The organism is Leifsonia sp. AG29 (assembly GCF_009765225.1).
In the GTDB taxonomy this organism is placed as follows: Bacteria; Actinomycetota; Actinomycetes; order Actinomycetales; family Microbacteriaceae; genus Leifsonia.
Map to the genome: position 1 here is coordinate 109,735 of NZ_VMSF01000001.1, position 16,652 is coordinate 126,386.

The 16,652-nt window shown below is 73.1% G+C and carries 13 protein-coding genes; 3 read left to right on the top strand and 10 right to left on the bottom strand.

Translation table 11 applies throughout. From position 1 onward, the window contains the following. The first annotated feature begins 45 nt into the window (after positions 1–45). Entirely contained in the window at positions 46–333 is a 288-nt protein-coding gene (locus FPT20_RS00550) for a helix-turn-helix transcriptional regulator (RefSeq protein ID WP_158861742.1), read from the top strand. Between the two features lie 22 nt (positions 334–355). Here the strand turns inward: FPT20_RS00550 and FPT20_RS00555 are convergent, their stop codons facing one another. The 4 genes from FPT20_RS00555 to FPT20_RS00570 form a co-directional block, all read right to left on the bottom strand. Continuing rightward, entirely contained in the window at positions 356–2,017 is a 1,662-nt protein-coding gene (locus tag FPT20_RS00555) for a SulP family inorganic anion transporter (RefSeq protein WP_233265329.1), read from the bottom strand. Further along, the gene (locus FPT20_RS00560; RefSeq protein WP_158861743.1) at positions 2,002–2,763 is read right to left on the bottom strand and encodes an SDR family NAD(P)-dependent oxidoreductase; all 762 of its coding nucleotides are present in this window, start codon (positions 2,761–2,763) and stop codon (positions 2,002–2,004) included. The genes FPT20_RS00555 and FPT20_RS00560 overlap by 16 nt, the downstream gene beginning before the upstream one ends. Positions 2,764–2,863: 100 nt before the next feature. Continuing rightward, positions 2,864–6,022, bottom strand: a complete 3,159-nt coding sequence (locus FPT20_RS00565; protein WP_158861744.1) for an HAD-IA family hydrolase — start codon at positions 6,020–6,022, stop codon at positions 2,864–2,866. Continuing rightward, positions 6,004–6,246 (bottom strand): hypothetical protein, encoded by a 243-nt coding sequence (locus tag FPT20_RS00570; RefSeq protein ID WP_158861745.1) that lies wholly within the window; start codon positions 6,244–6,246, stop codon positions 6,004–6,006. The genes FPT20_RS00565 and FPT20_RS00570 overlap by 19 nt, the downstream gene beginning before the upstream one ends. A gap of 139 nt (positions 6,247–6,385) precedes the next feature. On the opposite strand from FPT20_RS00570, the gene FPT20_RS00575 reads away from it, so the two are divergent. Both FPT20_RS00575 and FPT20_RS00580 read left to right on the top strand, forming a co-directional pair. After that, positions 6,386–6,661, top strand: a complete 276-nt coding sequence (locus tag FPT20_RS00575; protein WP_158861746.1) for a hypothetical protein — start codon at positions 6,386–6,388, stop codon at positions 6,659–6,661. Then, on the top strand, positions 6,658–9,309 hold the full coding sequence (locus tag FPT20_RS00580) for a cation-translocating P-type ATPase (RefSeq protein WP_199245624.1): 2,652 nt from the start codon (positions 6,658–6,660) through the stop codon (positions 9,307–9,309). The genes FPT20_RS00575 and FPT20_RS00580 overlap by 4 nt, the downstream gene beginning before the upstream one ends. On the opposite strand, the gene ftsH is transcribed toward FPT20_RS00580, so the two are convergent. Genes ftsH through acsA form a run of 6 tightly spaced genes read right to left on the bottom strand, consistent with a single transcriptional unit; the run spans position 9,217 to position 16,530 of the window. Beyond that, positions 9,217–11,175, bottom strand: a complete 1,959-nt coding sequence (gene ftsH / locus FPT20_RS00585; RefSeq protein WP_158861748.1) for an ATP-dependent zinc metalloprotease FtsH — start codon at positions 11,173–11,175, stop codon at positions 9,217–9,219. The genes FPT20_RS00580 and ftsH overlap by 93 nt on opposite strands. Beyond that, positions 11,172–11,417, bottom strand: coding sequence for an acyl carrier protein (locus tag FPT20_RS00590; RefSeq protein WP_158861749.1), 246 nt, complete (start codon positions 11,415–11,417; stop codon positions 11,172–11,174). The genes ftsH and FPT20_RS00590 overlap by 4 nt, the downstream gene beginning before the upstream one ends. Before the next feature lie 14 nt (positions 11,418–11,431). Then, entirely contained in the window at positions 11,432–12,793 is a 1,362-nt protein-coding gene (locus FPT20_RS00595; RefSeq protein ID WP_158861750.1) for a dihydrolipoamide acetyltransferase family protein, read from the bottom strand. Next, positions 12,786–13,763, bottom strand: coding sequence for an alpha-ketoacid dehydrogenase subunit beta (locus tag FPT20_RS00600; protein ID WP_158861751.1), 978 nt, complete (start codon positions 13,761–13,763; stop codon positions 12,786–12,788). Before FPT20_RS00600 ends, FPT20_RS00595 begins: the two co-directional genes overlap by 8 nt. Next, the gene (gene pdhA / locus FPT20_RS00605; protein ID WP_158861752.1) at positions 13,760–14,731 is read right to left on the bottom strand and encodes a pyruvate dehydrogenase (acetyl-transferring) E1 component subunit alpha; all 972 of its coding nucleotides are present in this window, start codon (positions 14,729–14,731) and stop codon (positions 13,760–13,762) included. Before pdhA ends, FPT20_RS00600 begins: the two co-directional genes overlap by 4 nt. Next, positions 14,728–16,530, bottom strand: coding sequence for an acetate--CoA ligase (acsA, locus tag FPT20_RS00610; protein ID WP_158861753.1), 1,803 nt, complete (start codon positions 16,528–16,530; stop codon positions 14,728–14,730). The genes pdhA and acsA overlap by 4 nt, the downstream gene beginning before the upstream one ends. Positions 16,531–16,652: the final 122 nt, after the last annotated feature.

The window sequence follows — 16,652 nt, forward strand, 5'->3', positions numbered from 1 at the left end:
AATGAATGTCCGAGTGGCGGGAGGGAGTGGCCTAGCATGGACCCCATGGCGCAGTGGACGTTCCTCACCAACCACGCGCATGTTCTGCTCTGCGTGGCGAAAGCGCCCGAGATGCGCCTCCGCGAGATCGCCGACACCGTCGGGATCACGGAGCGGGCCGCGCTCCGGATCGTCACCGAGCTCGAGGAGGCGGGCTACCTCACGCGCACGCGGGACGGCCGCCGCAACCGCTACACGCTCAACCCGCAGATGCCGATGCGGCACCCCATGGACCAGGAGCACAACATCGGCGAGCTCGTCGGGTTGCTGGCGCCGGGCGACGCCACGGACTGATCCGCGCGGCCGTCTCGGTCTCTCACCGCTCGAGCGCGTCGATGGCCGCCTGGTTCGTTCCGTAGAGCGTGCGCCCGCCGACGAGGTCGAAGTGCTCCAGCCGCCGCTCCAGGTCGGGGCGCACGCGCGAGTAGTGGAGGGTGACGCCCTGGTCGGCGAGCCAGCCCTGGACGCTGTGGAATCGTTCGGCCGCCGTGATGTCGATGTCGGTGACCGCCTCCAGGTCGAGCACGAGATCGTGGAGGCGGTCCGGTCCCGCCTCGGTGACGGCCCGCTTGACGGCGTTCTCGAAGACGTCCGCGTTGGCGAAGAACAGCGGCGCAGCGAACCGGAGGACGATCAGCCCGGGCGCGGTCTGGGTGACCGGCCCCTCCACGGGCAGCAGGGAGTGGTCGGGCGACGCGGTGGTGCTCAGCACGTCGACGGCGGGGTTCGCAGCGCGCCGCGCCAGGTTGATGAGGGCGAGCACGACGGCGATGAGGATCCCGGCGACCGGGCCGATGAGGAGCGCGCTCAGGAAGCAGGCGACGGCGATGCCGAGCTCGAAGCGCGAGAGGCGCCACAGTTCGACGAACTCGCGGACGTCGAGCAGGGGCAGCACGGCCACGGCCACGATGGCGCCGATCGCGGGCGAGGGGATGTGCTCGAGGAGCGTCGTGCCGAAGACGATGAGCAGCAGTGTTCCGGCGGCCGTCACGAGAGCGGGCAGCTGGGTGCGCGAACCCGCGTGGTCCATCGCCGCCGTCCGCGAGGTCGACGAGCCGATCGTGAAACCGCCGGTCAGGCCCGAGGCGATATTGGCGGCGCCGAACGCCAGCAGGTCCCGGTTCGGATTCACCCGGTAGCCGCGGCGCTCGCCGAACGCGCGCGCGACGAGCAGGGCCTCGCCCATGGCCACCATGGTCAGCGAGAGCGCCGACGGCACGAGCCCGATCCACTCGGAGAGTCCGACCGCCGGCCACGCGAACGTCGGAGCCCCCTGCTTCACCGGCCCGAGCGTGGACACCCCGTGCTGCTCGATGCCGGCCAGGAACCCGACCGCGGTCGCGATCACGAGGACGATCAGTGCCCACGGGAGCCGCGGCGCGAACCGCCTCCCGAGCAGGAGGACGAGGAGGCAGCCGGCCGCGATGACGACGGACCAGATGTTCGGCCGCACGATCCCGCGGAACAGCTCCGCCCCACGGGTGAGGAAGTCGGCGCTGCTGGTGATCGGCACGCCGAGCATCGTCGCGATCTCGCTGAGCAGGATGTCGAGGGCGAGGCCGCCGACGAAGCCGACCAGGATCGGCTTGGACAGGAAATCGGCGAGGAACCCCAGGTTGAGCACCGCGAAGAGGATGAAGATGACGCCGCCGATGATCGCCTGGACCATCGCGAGGACGAGGTAGTGCGCCGTCCCCGCGATCGCGAGACCTCCGAGCGACGCCGCGACGAGCGCTGCGGCCGCGGCGTCCGGAGAGGCGACCAGCTGACGGGAGGAGGCGACGAGCGCGTAGACCACGGCCGGGACGATCAGGGCGTAGAGCCCGGCGGTGGGCGGGAGGCCGGCGATCTGGGCGTATCCGATGTTGACGGGCACCGAGATCGCGAGCAGCGTCACGCCGGCCAGCGCCTCCCCGGGCAGCGTGCGCAGCGTGAGGCCGGGCAGGACCCGGGGCAGTCTTCTCAGATCACCGACCACCCGTTGTCGCTCGGAAGGATCGCGCCGTTCACATTGGACGAGTCGTCGCTGAGCAGCCAGGCGATCGCGGCGGCGAGCTCCTCGGCGCTCGCCGGCTGCGGCACGTTCGTCTGAAGGTACGGACCCATCCGCTCCGTCGAATAGGGGGAGCGGAACTCCGCCTGGATGTTGGTGATGGTGGCCCCCGGCGCCACCGCGTTGCAGCGGACCCCGCGCGGGCCGTAGAAGAAGGCCGTGCTGCGGGTGAGGCCGATGACCGCGTGCTTGGACGCGGTGTAGGCCGCACCGGCCGCCGAGCCGCGCAACCCCGCCTCCGACGACACGTTGACGATCGTCCCGGCGCCGCGCTCGAGCATGCCGGGGAGGACGGCCCGGGTCAGGCGCATGACCGCGGTCAGATTGACGCGGAGCACCCGGTCCCAGAGGGCGTCCTCGACCTCGGCGGGAGGCAGGAAGTCGTCCATGATGCCGGCCACGTTCGCCAGCGACGTGATCTCGCCGTCCGCGATCTGCACGACCTCGGCGACGACCGTCTCGTCGCTGATGTCGCCCGCGACCGTGAGCAGCCGGTCGGAGCCGAGTTCGCTCGCGAGCTCGGTGAGCCGTTGCACGCTGATGTCGGTTCCGATCACGGTGGCGCCCTCCGCGAGGAGCCGCGTGGCCGTCGCCTTGCCGATGCCGGAACCGGCGCCCGTGACGATGACGCGCGCGCCGGCGAAGCGCCCCTCGACGATGTGTGTGCTCATGCTGGAGCCCTCCTGTGACGTTTCGGAACGCCGTCACGGTATCCGGGCGCGGTGACGCGGCCTCAGGGCCGAAGGTCCCGCGTGCGCCGGCCGCCGCCGGTCACAGCTCGAACGTGCGGGCCTCCCCGGTGTGGAGGAGCGCGGGCTGTCCCTCCACCATGATCCGGACCGGGTCCGCGTACCCCGGGGCGGAGCGGATCTCGAGCGAGCTGTGCGTCACGACGAGCCGCAGCCGGTGCGACCGGTACAGCACGCCGAACTCGAGGCGCTCGAGCTCGCTGGGGAGGAGCGGGTGGAACCACAGCATGTCGGCGCGCGTCTCGAGCCCGGCATAGCAGCGGGTCAGCAGGTCGACCGAGCCGGCCATGGCCGCGAGGTGGATGCCGTCGCGGGTCGTCCCTCCCTGGATGTCGGCGAGGTCGCTCTGGAGGGTGCGCTCGAGGAAGCGCCAGGAGCGTTCGCGGTCGCGCCGCGCCTCCAGCCAGGAGTGCACCACGTTCGAGAGCGTCGAGCCGTAGGTGGAGGTGCGCGAGTAGCGCTCGACGGTCCGGACGATGACGTCGGGGTCGAGCGCGTGCCCGAGGTGGGCGAGCAGCTCCCGCAGCTCCTCCGCCGAGAAGAGGTAGAGGAGCATGAGGCAGTCGGGCTGCTTCGAGACCTGGTACCGGTTGGTCGAGTCGCCCTCGGCGTCGAGGATCAGATCCATGCGCTGGATGTTCGGGTAGCGGGCGCGGTACGCGTCGAGGTCGAGCTGCTCGAGCCGGTCGTAGCCGTCGAACTGCGAGAGCGTGCCGTCGGCGTTGAAGACGATCCTCAGGCGCCGGGCGATGCGCGCCCACTCGTCGAGCTCGCCGGGCGAGATCCGGAGGGCGTCGTAGCAGCCGGTATCGGGCCGGGCCGAGAGGAGGCGGACCGTGTCCGCCGCGCGCAGCAGAACCCACGCCGTCATGACGTTGGTGTAGACGTTGTCGGTCAGTCCGCGGCCTGCGGCGTCGGGAGGACCGTCGTGGAACTCGTCGGGCCCCATCACTCCCCGGATCGAGTAGTTGCCCGTGGCCTCGTCCCACTCGGCCGCCGACGCGAAGCACCGCGCGATCTCGACGATGAGCTCGCCGCCCTCCTCGGCGAGGTACTCGGCGTCGCCGGTGGTCTGATAGAACTGCCACGCGCTGTAGGCCACGCCGAGCCCGACGTGCCGCTGGAGGTGCGAGTGGTCCGGCATCCACGCGCCGGCCAGCGGGTTGAACAGGCGGTCGGGGGTGACGTCCTCGCCGGTCGTGGCGCTCTGCCAGGGGAAGAGAGCGCCCGCGAGTCCGGCTGCTGCCGCAGCGAGGCGCGCCTGCGGCAGCCGCCGATGGCGGTAGCGCAGCAGTTCCCGGGTCAGGCCCGGGCGGCGGAGGGTGAGCACCGGATAGACGAAGAGCTCGTCCCAGAAGACGTGACCGCCGTACGCCTCGCCGTGAAGGCCGCGCGCCGGGACGCCGACGTCGAGATCGGGGTCCGCGCCGGCGAGGGTCTGGAGGAGGTGCATCGTGTTGAGAGCGAGGGCGACGCCGAGCGGGCCCTCGGGCTCGGTCGTCACGTCGAACACCGACCAGAGCTCCTCCCAGGCGCGGGCGTGCTCCTCCAGGATCTCGGCGAAGCGAGGGGCTCGGCCGGCCGCGGCCCGGGCGGCCGCCTCGGGGGACCGGATCGCCCGGTCGCGCGACGTGGAGACGGCGACGACCTTCTCGACCGTCAGCGGGCGGCCCTTCTCGAGCTCGATGTCGAACTCCTGGGCGATCGACGAGTCGTCCGTCACGGACTCCGGCGAGACGCCGAGAAGCGCGCTGCCGCGGTAGGCGCGCGTCCGCGCGACGAGGGCGATGTGCACGCCGGAGGCCACCGTCTCGCTCTCGCAGAGGAGGGTGTCCTCGGCGACGGCGCGCAGGTCGCGGACCGTGAGGTGAGTGCGATCGGCTCCCGCGTCGACACCGGTGCGGACGGCCAGGCGGCCGCTCCAGTTGCGCGCGGTGATGACGGCCTGGACGGCGCCGATGCGGCGGTCCGCTTGCGAGACGATGCGCCGGAACCGCAGAGACGTCTCGCGCCCCCGCTCATCCCGGACGGTGAAGGAGCGGGTGAGAAGGCCCTGCCGGAGGTCGAATTCCTGGTGGAACGACGCAGGCGACGCATCCTCGGCGCGGAGCCAGTCTCCGCCCTCGGGCCGGAAGAGCAGGGGGAGCCAGTTCGGCGCGTTCACGAGGGCCTCGTCGGCATGGGAGCCGCCCTCGCCGGAGTCGTAGACGCCCGCCAGATAGGTGCCGGGCCGATGGAGGCTGTCGCGGCGGGCCTCCTCGGCCGCTCCTCGGGTCGCCCAGTAGGTGTTGGCCAGGGTGCACAGGCTCTCCCGCGTCCGTTCGGCGGCCGGGTCGTACCCGGTGAAGCGCAGCAGCCAGGGGTCGCCTCCGTCGCGCGCGAGGATGAGACCCGGCGGCTCGGCCCCGAGCGCCGTGAGGTCCGGCACGATGAGGTCGGCCTCCCGACGCCGGAGCCCGGCGGCGTGCGCGGGTTCGGCGGCGCGGCCGACCACCACCGCGAACCCGGCCGCGACCGCCGCGGTGACACCGGCCTCCGAGTCCTCGACGAGGAGCGCCTCCTCGGGTGCGACGCCGATCCGCCGGCACGCCTCGACGAACAGCGCCGGGTCGGGCTTGGAGGGCAGCCCGAGGGCTTCCGCGTCGTTCCCGTCGACCAGCGCGTCCACGAGCGACAGCACGCCGGTCGGTTCGAGCACGCGGTTCGCGTTCTTGCTGGCCGTGGCGATCGCCACCCGCACCCCGGCGTCGCGGAGCGACCGGATGAACCGCGCGGCCCCGGGTTCGAGCGCGACCCCCTGGGTCGCGACGAGGTTCTCGAAGAGCTGCTGCTTGCGGCTCGCCAGCCGCTCGACGAGGCGCCCGGTGATCGCGTCGGCACCGACCCCTTTGGCCGCGAGAAGGGTCCGGACGCCGCTCTCCCGGCTCCGGCCGTCCACGGAGGTCGCGTAGTCGCGCGGGGTGAAAGGAGGCGCGGCGGGCGCGAGCTCCGGAAGCTCGGCGTCGAACAGCATCGTCCACGCGCGGAGGTGCAGCACCCGCGTGTTCGTGACCACCCCGTCCATGTCGAGCACAGCGCCGGCGAGCGCGCGGGGCAGCAGCGGCGTCATCCCGGCCCCGCTTCCCGGCGCGGCGTCCGCGGTCCCCGAACCGTCGGGGACGCTCAGGTGAAGATCGACCACTCGTCGCGCCGGAGCTGGGTGTGGGCGCCGCGGACGAGCAGGTACCAGAACTGCTCGTCGCGCCGGAGGTACTGGGCGGCCAGCGTCGAGTAGCTCCACTCGCCCTCCCGCATCGACCACCGGATCAGCGAGATGTGCTGCAGGCGGCGCAGGTAGGGGACCGCCGCGTAGTCGTCGCCACGCGGCTGGGGCGGTGTCACGCGCTCGGCGTTCGAGCTGCTCATGCTCTTACCGTGCGCATCCGCGGGCCGTCCGGCATAGGTCGAAGGTCACGCGGCTGCGTGTGCCCCGTCCGGGGGACCAACGACTCTTCACCCGGTTCGCCCCCTGCGACGACCATGGCCGCCAGGAGGTGGTCTCGCCTTGTACTCCACGGATACCCCGCGACAGGACCCCGTGACGGTGGTCCTGGAGGAGGCCGTCCCGGTGCGGATCGACTGGAACGGCTCGCGGTTCTACGTCGACGAGCCCCCGGTGCCGCGCGGGCGCCTCAAGTACACCCCCGAGGGTGAGGAGGCCGACCCTCGTTTCGTCACCGGCTGGAGCGTCGCGGCCAGCGCACCCGGCGGCGAGCACCACGTCTTCGTCCTCACGAGCGGTGACGGCGCCCGGTGGTGGCTGACCACGCTGGACCCGTGACCGCGCCGGTGCAGGAGCGCCCGACCCGCGAACCGATCGAGCTGCTGCTGCGCGATCTCAAGACGGGACGGGAGGGGCTCGGCAGCCGCGAGGCCGCTCACCGGCTCGAGGTCTCCGGGCCCAACGCCCTGCCGCGCGGCCGCCGCGCGAGCTGGGTCGCCGAGGTCCTCCGCCAGCTGACGCACCCCCTGGCCCTGCTGCTGTGGGCGGCCGCGGTGCTGGCCTGGATCGCCGGGACCCCGGTGCTGTCGTGGGCGATCCTCGGCGTCATCGCCATCAACGCCGCGGTCGCCTACCTGCAGGAGCGGCAGGCGCAGCGCGCCATCGAGGCCCTCGCCCGCTACCTGCCGCAGCAGGCGACGGTGCTGCGCGACGGCGCGGTCGCGACCGTCGCGGCCATCGAGCTCGTGCCCGGCGACGTTCTGCTCGTCGGCGAGGGCGACCGGGTGTCCGCGGACGCCCGGCTCATCGCGGGGAGCGTCGAGGTCGACCTGTCGGCGCTCACCGGGGAATCGGTCCCCGTCAGCCGGTCGGCCGGCGCCGTCGACACGGCCGACCGGCTCGTCGACGCCCCCGACGCGCTCTTCTCCGGCTCCCAGTGCCTCTCGGGGGAGGGGCGGGCCGTCGTGTTCGCGACCGGCGCCTCCACCGAGCTCGGCCGCATCGCGACCCTGTCCCGCCAGGGCCGCCCGACCGCCAGCCCGCTCGAACGTCAGGTCCGGCGCTCCACCTGGCTCATCGCCGGGGTGGCCGTCGGCGTGGGCCTCCTCTTCCTGCCGCTCGGGCTGTGGGCGGGGCTCTCCTTCTCCGAGGCGGCGATCTTCGCCATCGGCCTGCTGGTCGCGAACGTCCCCGAAGGACTGCTGCCGACGATCACTCTCGCGCTCGCCGTGGGCGTGCGGGTGCTCGCGCGGCAGGGCGCGCTCGTGAAGCAGCTGTCGGCGGTGGAGACGCTGGGCTCGACCACGGTCATCTGCACCGACAAGACGGGCACCCTGACGCAGAACGCCATGCGCGTGAATCAGTTGTGGTGCGGGGGCGCCGGCTACGACGCGGCCGCTCGCGACCCGGTGCTCCAGCCGCTCGCCGAGGTGATGGCGGACTGCAACCAGCTCGAGCGGACCTCCGACCCGATGGAGGTGGCGCTGCGCGACGGCGCCGCCGAGCTCGGCGTCGAGCCCGCTCCCCGCGTGGCGACGTTCGCCTTCGACCCGGAGCGGAAGCGCATGAGCGTCGTCAGCCGGCGCGGGGCGGCCCTCACCGTGCTCGTCAAGGGAGCGCCCGAGATGCTGCTCGGCCTGTGCGCGTCGACCTACGACGGGCGGGCGCGGCAGCCGATGTCCGGCGACGGTCGCAACGCGGTGCTGGAGGCGGTCGACGGCTTCGCCCGGCGCGGACTGCGGGTGCTGGCGCTGGCCGCGAAAGAGGTGGAGGTCGTGCCTCCCTCAGCCGAAGCCGCCGAGTCGGGCCTCTGCTTCCTCGGGCTCGTCGCGCTGCTCGATCCGCCGCGGCCCGAGGTCGCGGCGGCGGTGGCGGCCTGTCACAGCGCCGGGATCACCATCCACGTCGTGACGGGCGACAACGGCTCCACGGCCGCTGAGATCGCCCAGGAGGTCGGCATCGGCGCGGAGCGCGTCGTCAACGGGCCGGACGCCGACGCGATGTCGGAGCCGCAGCTAGACGAGCTGCTCGGGGCCCCGGGCGAGATCGTCTTCGCTCGGAGCTCGCCCGAGGGCAAGCTGCGCATCGCGGAGGCGCTTCAGGAGACCGGCCACACCGTGGCGATGACGGGCGACGGCGTCAACGATGCGCCCGCCCTCCACCGGGCCGACATCGGCGTCGCCATGGGTCGCTCCGGGACGGATGTCGCCCGCGAGGCCGCCACGATGATCCTCACCGACGACAACTTCGCCACGATCGTCACCGCCGTCCGGGAGGGGCGGCGCGCGTACGACAACCTCCGCAAGTTCGTGCTCTACATCTTCGTGCACGCGGTCCCCGAGGTCGCTCCGTTCCTCCTCTTCGCGCTGGCGGGCGGTCTCGTCCCGCTGCCGCTGACCGTGCTGCAGATCCTGGCGATCGACCTCGGGACAGAGATCCTCCCCGCGCTGGCGCTGGGCCGCGAGAAGGGCGAGCCCGACCTCATGTCGCGCCGGCCGCGGCCGCGTTCCGAGCCGCTCATCACGCGGCGCCTGCTCGTCCGCGCCTGGGCGCTGATGGGGACCATCTCGGCCGCGCTCGCCCTGGGCGTGTACTTCATCGTGCTCCGGTCCGGAGGCTGGTACCCCGGAGCCCCGGTCGACGCCGCGAGCCCGCTCCACGGCGTGTACCTCCAGGCGACGACGGCGACGTTCGCGACGATCGTCGCCTGCCAGGTGGGCACCGCGTTCGCGGCCCGGACCGAGCGCTCCTCGCTGCGCGCGCTGGGCGTCCTGAGCAACCGCCCGCTGCTCGGGGCGATCCTCGTGGAGCTCCTGTTCGTGGCGGCCTTCTGCTACCTGCCGCCGCTGCAGGCGATCTTCGGCACCGCCGCGCTCCCCGGCTGGGTGCTCCTCCTACTGATTCCGTGCCCCGTCATCGTCTGGTCCGCCGACGAGTTCGTGCGGTGGCTCGGGCGCCGCCGCGGCGCCCGGAGGAGCCGTCGCTGACGGCGGGGTCGCGGCGAGGTCGGGGACGCGCTCGGGCGCCGGCCGGCCGACGATGTCGTAGACGACCGCGCCATCCAGCGTCTCGGCCTCGATCAGCCGCGCCACCAGGGCGTCGAGAGCCCCGCGGTGGGTCGCGATGAGGTCGGCGGCGCGGCTCTCCGCCTCCCGGAGGAGACGCGACACCTCGGTGTCGACGGCGCGCTGGGTCTGCTCGGAGTAGGGGCGGTTGAGCGTCGCGCCGCTGGCGGTCGGGTCCTCGCCGGTCGGGTAGCCGACCGGGCCGAGCTCGTCCGACAGGCCGAAGTCGCGCACCATCCGCGTGGCGAGCGAGGTGGCCGCCGCGAGGTCGGCCGCGGCGCCTGTCGAGCCCTCCCCGTAGACGATCAGCTCGGCGGCGCGCCCTCCCAGCTCGGTCGTCAGGCGGTCGAGCAGCGCTCCCTCCTGCTGGATGCGGTGCTCGGCGACCGGGAGCTGCTCGGTCGCGCCGAGGGTCTCGCCGGCGGGGAGGATCGTGATGCGGTCGACGGGATCCGCCCGGTCGCACAGCGCCGCCACGATCGCGTGGCCGCACTCGTGGACGGCGACCTGCTGCTTCTCCTCGGCGAGCAGCACGCTCGAGCTCTCGCGCCTCCCGAGGATCAGGCGATCGCGCGCGGCCCCGAAGTCACGGCGCGCGATGGAGGTGCGCCCCGCCCGGACCGCCTCGATGGCGGCCTCGTTGGCGAGGTTCGCGAGGTCGGCTCCTGAGAACCCCGGCGTCGCCCGGGCGATCTGCCCGAGGTCGACGTCGGAGTCGAGCGGTTTGCCCTGGCAGTGCACCGCGAGGATGGCGGCCCGCTCCGCCGCGTTCGGGAGCGGGACCGTGATGTGCCGGTCGAACCGGCCGGGACGGAGCAGAGCGGGGTCGAGGATATCGGGCCGGTTCGTCGCTGCGAGCACGACCACGCCGCTGGAGGTCTCGAAGCCGTCCATCTCGGCGAGCAGCTGGTTGAGCGTCTGCTCCCGCTCGTCGTTGGCGGCGAACGAGCTCGCGCTGGAGCGGCGCTGACCGATCGCGTCGATCTCGTCGATGAACAGGATCGCGGGTGCGCTCGACCGGACCTTCTCGAACAGGTCGCGCACCCGGGAGGCGCCGACACCGACGAACATCTCGACGAAGCTCGAGCCGTCGACCGAGAAGAACGCGACCTGCGCCTCCCCGGCGACGGCCCGCGCGAGCAGGGTCTTGCCGGTGCCCGGCGGCCCGACGAGCAGGACGCCGCGGGGCGCCTTCGCGCCGAGCCTCCGGTACCGCTCCGGGTTCCGCAGGAAGTCGACGATCTCCGACACCTCGGCCTTCGCCCCCTCGTAGCCGGCGACATCGGCGAAGGTCGTCTGGGCGGGCGACGGCGTGAACAGCTTGGCGGACGAGCGGCCGACCCCGAAGAGGCCGCCGCTGCGCGACGCGCTCTTCGAGATGCGCGACCAGAACCAGATGATCAGCCCGATCGGCGCCAGGATGAGGAACCAGGTCAGCAGGGACGACCAGATCGATCCCTGGCTCGCCGGCTCGGCCGTCACGTCGACCTTGCCCGCGTGGAGGGTGCCGAGCAGCTGCTCCCCGGCGAGCGAGACCGGCACGACCGTCGTGTACGGCGCTCCGGACGAGAGGTCGCCGGTGACGGTCCCGTCGGTGCCGATCGTCGCGGTGGCGACCTTGTGCGCCTCCACATCGTTGAGGAAGGCGGAGTAGGTGAGCGTCTTCGTCTGCTGCCCCGCGGCGGCCGGGAGGAAGAGGGCTATTCCCGCGCCGATGAGGAGGAACGCGGTGAGCAGCCAGAGAATCCAGGATCGCCGTCGCGGAGGACCGGAGGAGGGGCTGCTCATCGGGCGTGCGCCGCCACGTAGTCGACGAAGCCGCCCACCGTGTCGAGGCGGCGGTAGTCCTGCTCCGGCGTGTCCACCCCGGTCGTGTCGGCGATCAGCTGGACCAGGCGCAGGAAGTCGAACGAGTCGATCTCGAGATCCTGGCGCAGCCGGGCTCCGTCGGTGAGCTCGCCCGGGTCGACGTCGGGCGCCACCTCCGCGAACGCGGCCTGGACGGCGGCTCGGGCCTGTCCGGTGTCCATCGGTCCTCCTCTGTTCACAGGGCTTCGGGCTTCTGGAGAAGCTCGTCGATCCGGCTGAGGAAGCGCGCCCCGCGCATCCCGTCGCTCACCCGGTGGTCGGCCGACAGCGTGGCCGTCACCGCGGGCCGGACCCCGACCATCCCGTCGTGCGCCCACGGCTGCTCGCTCACCCGGCCGAAGCCGACGAGCGCGACCTGGGGCGGGTAGATGACGCCGAGGACGCTGTCGACACCGAGCTCGCCGAGGTTCGTGACGGTGATCGTCGCCTCCGTCATCTCGGCGCGCTGCAGGCGCCCGGACCGGGCCCGGCCGACGACGTCGCGGAACCGCTCCATCAGCTCGTCGAGGGGGAGAGCATCCGCGTCGAGGATGGCCGGCGCGATGACGCCCCCGGTGCGCAGGGAGACGACCACGCCCAGGTGGACGCCCGCGCCGGCCACGAAGCGGCCGTCCGTGAAGAATCCGTTCATCTCCGGCATCTCCCGCGCGGCGAGGCTCGTGGCGCGGAGGAGCAGCACGGCGGGGACGAGTCTCGCGGCGACGGGCCGGGAGGCGTTCGCCTGCTCTAGCCAGGTCATCGCCGCGCGCAGGTCGATGGTGCAGGTGAGGTAGTAGTGCGGGATCGTCTTCTTCGACCGCGCCATGAGGGCGCCGATGGTGCGGCGGAGGCCCGCGGTGCGCTTGGCGGCCGCGCCCTCGGGCGGTCGATGCGCGGGCGCCGGCGCGCGCGTCGGCGCGGGGGGCGGCTCGGTCGTGCGGCGCTCCGCCGGCGCCTCGGGGCGTGCGAGGTCGGCCTCCGTGACGGCGCCGCCGGGCCCGGTTCCCGTTACGCCGGCCAGGTCGATTCCCGCCTCCGCCGCGAGCCGCCGCGCCCGCGGGGAGGAGCGGCGACGCCCGGCAGCCGAGGTGGCGGCCCGCGCGGGAGCGGCCTGGGCGGCCCGTTGGATGTCGGCACGCGTGACCGCCCCGGCCGTCCCGGTCCCGTGGACCGTCCGCAGGTCGACACCGGCCCGGTGAGCGAGTTCGCGCACCGGTGGCGTGGCCCGAGGAGGCGCGGCGTGGGGGGCGGCAGGGGGAGGCGCGGCGGGGGAAGGAGGCGCGGCGTGGGTCGGCGGCGCGGGGGTCGCGCCGGCGGACGCCGGGGTCGGCACGATCCGCGCGAGCGGGGCGCCCACCGGCAGCCGGTCGCCCTCGTGGGCGAGCAGCTCGGCGACCACCCCCTCCTCGAAGGTCTCCACGTCGATGACCGACTTGTCGGTGTCGACCGCCGCGACGAGCTGTCCCCGGTGCACCAGGTCGCCCGGCTTCACCATCCACTCGACGAGCGTGCCCTCCTCCATGTCTGCGCCGAGCGCCGGCATCGTGAACTCAGCCACGACCCACCGCCTGACGGGCCGCCGCGACGACGCGCTCGGCCGACGGGAACGCGGCGGCCTCGAGGTCCTTGGCGTACGGGATGGGGACCTCGGCGCTGCAGACGCGCCCCACCGGGGCGTCCAGGTCGTAGAACGCCTCCTCCGCGATACGCGCGGCGATCTCGGCCGAGAGGCTGCCGCTGCGCCACCCCTCGTCGACGACCACGGCGCGGTGCGTCTTCGCGACGCTGCCGAGGATCGTCGCGTCGTCGAGTGGGCGCAGCACGCGCAGGTCGATCACCTCGGCCTCGATCCCGTCGGTCGCGAGCGTCTCCGCCGCGTCGAGTGTCAAGGGGAGGGTGCCGCCGTAGGTGATGAGGGTCACGTCCGTGCCGGGCCGGCGAACGGCGGCGCGCTCGATGTCGACCGCGCCCGCGTCCTCGGGCAGCTCTCCGCTCACGGGGTAGAGCGACCCGTGCTCGAAGATCAGGACCGGGTCCGGGTCCTGGAGGGACGTCCAGAGCATTCCGCGGGCGTCCGCGAGCACCGCCGGCGCCAGGATCCGCAGCCCGGGGATGTGCGCGTACCAGCCCTCGAGGCTGTGCGAGTGCTGGGCGGCGAGCTGCCGCCCGGCACCGGTCGTCATCCGGATGACGAGGGGCACGCTGAACTGGCCGCCCGACATGTGCTGCAGGGTCGCGGCGTTGTTCATGATCTGATCCAGCGCGAGCAGGCTGAAGTTGACCGTCATGATCTCGACGATGGGGCGCATCCCGCCCAGGGCGGCTCCGATGCCGGCGCCGACGAATCCCGACTCCGACAGCGGGGTGTCCCGGATCCGCTCGGGACCGAACTCCTCGAGCAGCCCGAGACTCACGGCGAAGCAGCCCCCGTAGCGGCCCACGTCCTCGCCCATCAGGAAGACCCTCTCGTCGCGCTGGAGGGCGTCGCGCATCGCGGCGCGCATGGCCTCCCGGTACGTCGTCTTCATGACCGCGCCTCGCTGTACACGTAGCGCTCGAGGTCGGTCACCGGTTCCGGCGTGCCCGCCTCGGCGAAGGCGACGGCGTCGTCGATCTCCCGGGCGACCGCCTCCTCCAGGGTCTTCCGGTCGGCGTCCGAGAATGTCCCGCGCGCGACGAGCCGCGCGTGGAGCGCGTCGATCGGGTCGCGCTCCTTCCACACCTCCACCTCGGCCTTGTCGCGATACCGTTCCGGGTCGTACATGGAGTGGGCGCGGAACCGGTAGGTGCGGAGCTCGAGGAAGTGGGGGCCGCCGCCGGAGCGCACCGCGTCGATGGCCCGCGCGGCGGTCGCGGCGACCGCCTCCGCGTCCATCCCGTCCGCCGCCCACGCGGGGATCTCGTACGCCGACGCCTTCAGGGCGATGTCGGTCTCCGACTCGGAGCGGTCGAGCGCCGTGCCCATCGCGTAGAGGTTGTTCTCGCAGCAGAAGAGGACGGGCAGCTGCCACAGGGCCGCCAGGTTGAGGGCCTCGTGGAACTCGCCCTCCGCCACGGCGCCCTCGCCGAAGAAGCACACGGTGACCCGGTCGCGCCCCGACAGGTGCTCGGCGAGGGCGAGCCCGACCGCGAGCGGAAGGCCGCCCGCCACGATGGCGTTGCCGCCGTAGAAGCGGGTGTCGCGGTCGAACAGGTGCATCGAGCCTCCCCGGCCGAGGCAGCACCCCTCGGAGTTGCCGTACATCTCGGCGAGGATCGCCCGGGCGGAGACGCCTTTGAGCAGGGCGTGCCCGTGCTCGCGATAGGTGGCCACGACCGCGTCGTCCGGCCGCACCGCCGCCATGACGCCGGCCGCGACGGCCTCCTCGCCGATGTAGACGTGCATGAAGCCCCGGATCTTGGCCGCGCTGTACAGCTCGACGCACTTCTCCTCGAGTCGCCGGATGCGCACCATCTGGGTGAGGAGCTCGACCGGCTCGGCCGCGTCGGCGCTCATCGCGGCGCCTCCACCGTCGAGGTGTCGCCCTCGGGCAGCCCGAGCTCGCGGGCCTTGAGGAGGCGCCGGAGGATCTTGCCGCTCCGCGTGCGGGGCAGCGCGTCGGTGAACTCGACCGCCCGGGGAGCGACCGCCGGTCCGAGCCGCTTGCGCGCGAACCCGATGATGTCGAGCCGGAGCTCGTCGGAGGCGGTCCATCCGCTCCTCAGCTCGACGAACGCCTTCACGATCTCGCCGGCGACCGGGTCGGGGACGCCGATGGCGGCGGCCTCGGCGACCGCGGGGTGCTCCATGAGCGAGCTCTCGACCTCGAACGGGCCGATGAGGTGCCCCGACGACTTGATCACGTCGTCGCCGCGGCCGACGAACCAGAAGTACCCGTCCTCGTCGCGGCTGACCAGGTCGCCGGTGAGATACCACCCGCCGGCGAACGACGCCCGGTACCGGTCCTCGTCGCCGAGGTACCCGCGGAACATCGAGGGCCAGCCCGGCCGCAGCGCCAGCTCGCCGACGGCTCCGGGCTCGGCGACCAGCTCCGCCTCCCCGTCCCGGACCACGACCGCGCCGGCGTCGTCGCGGCGGACCACTCCGGCGACGATGCCCGGGAGGGGTCGCCCCATCGAGCCGGGACGGATGTCGGCCGCCAGCAGGTTCGCGATCATGATGCCGCCCGTCTCCGTCTGCCACCAGTTGTCGTGCACGGGCAGGCCGAGCGTGCGCAGCCCCCAGAGCACGACCTCCGGGTTGAGCGGTTCCCCGACGCTCGCCACGAAGCGCAGGCGCGACAGGTCGTGCCTGCCGATGACCTCCTCGCCGGCCTTCATGAGCATGCGCAGCGCCGTCGGAGCGGTGTACCAGACGGTCACATGCTGCTCCTCGAGGATCCGGTACCAGCGTTCGGCGTCCAGCTCCTCCTCGTCGACGATCGTCGTGACCCCGCGGACCAGCGGTGCGATGATCCCGTACGACGTGCCCGTCACCCAGCCGGGGTCGGCCGTGCACCAGTACACGTCGTCGGGGTGCAGGTCGAGCGCGAGGCGCCCGGTGGCGGAATGCGCCACCACGGCGTCGTGGACGTGGATCGCCCCCTTCGGGCGCCCCGTCGTGCCGCTGGTGAAGTGCAGGAGGGCCATGTCCTCCGGATCGGTGCGGACGATGGGCGCGGACGGGCCGGCGTCGAGCATCAGGCGCTGCAGGTCGAGGGTGCCGGGCGGGAGCTCGCCGCCCTCGCCGCCGTCGACGAGGAGCACGTGGGCGAGGTCCGGCAGCGCCTCCCTCACGGCCGCGACCTTCCTCCGGTACGCCGCCCGTGTCGTCACGAGCACGCGGGCCCCGCCGAGCGTCATGCGCTGCCGGATCGGCTCCGGTCCGAACGCGGAGAACAGCGGGCAGAACACGCTCGCGTTCTTCAGCGTGCCGAGCGCCGCGGTGTAGAGCTCCGGCCGGCGGCCCAGGAGGGAGAAGACGCGTTCCCCCCGGCCGACGCCCAGCCCGCGGAGCACGCTCGCGAAGCGATCCGTGGCCCGGGCGAGCTCGGCGAAGGTCGTGCTCTCGACCGTCCCGTCGCTGCGGACGAACCGCAGGGCGTGCTTGCCGGCGCCCGGGCCGGCGGCGTGACGGTCGACCGCCTCGTAGGCGATGTTCAGCCCGCCACCCGGGAGGCCGTCGAGCGAACGGCGCTCCGCCTCCCAGGTGAACGACTCGTAGGCCGCCTCGTAGTCGAGGAGGTTCGGGGCCACGCGCATGCGGATGAGGTCCTTGCGGATGATGCGCTGCTCCGTACTGCTCTGCACCGTCATGGGGTCAGCCAAACCGGCGCCCGCGCCGTCCGCCAGGGCCCAATGTCCCGTGGGTTCGGGCCGGGACCGCCCCGGCGTGCGGGACCTTCGGCCTCCACAGCGTGCCGCCGGGCGCCGAGACT

Excerpts from the sequence above, each read along its gene's own strand:
- FPT20_RS00550 (WP_158861742.1), top strand. The coding sequence starts at position 46 with ATGGCGCAGTGGACGTTCCTCACCAACCACGCGCATGTTCTGCTCTGC.
- FPT20_RS00560 (WP_158861743.1), bottom strand. The coding sequence starts at position 2,763 with ATGAGCACACACATCGTCGAGGGGCGCTTCGCCGGCGCGCGCGTCATC.
- FPT20_RS00570 (WP_158861745.1), bottom strand. The coding sequence starts at position 6,246 with ATGAGCAGCTCGAACGCCGAGCGCGTGACACCGCCCCAGCCGCGTGGC.
- ftsH (WP_158861748.1), bottom strand. The coding sequence starts at position 11,175 with ATGAGCAGCCCCTCCTCCGGTCCTCCGCGACGGCGATCCTGGATTCTC.
- FPT20_RS00590 (WP_158861749.1), bottom strand. The coding sequence starts at position 11,417 with ATGGACACCGGACAGGCCCGAGCCGCCGTCCAGGCCGCGTTCGCGGAG.
- FPT20_RS00600 (WP_158861751.1), bottom strand. The coding sequence starts at position 13,763 with ATGAAGACGACGTACCGGGAGGCCATGCGCGCCGCGATGCGCGACGCC.
- pdhA (WP_158861752.1), bottom strand. The coding sequence starts at position 14,731 with ATGAGCGCCGACGCGGCCGAGCCGGTCGAGCTCCTCACCCAGATGGTG.
- acsA (WP_158861753.1), bottom strand. The coding sequence starts at position 16,530 with ATGACGGTGCAGAGCAGTACGGAGCAGCGCATCATCCGCAAGGACCTC.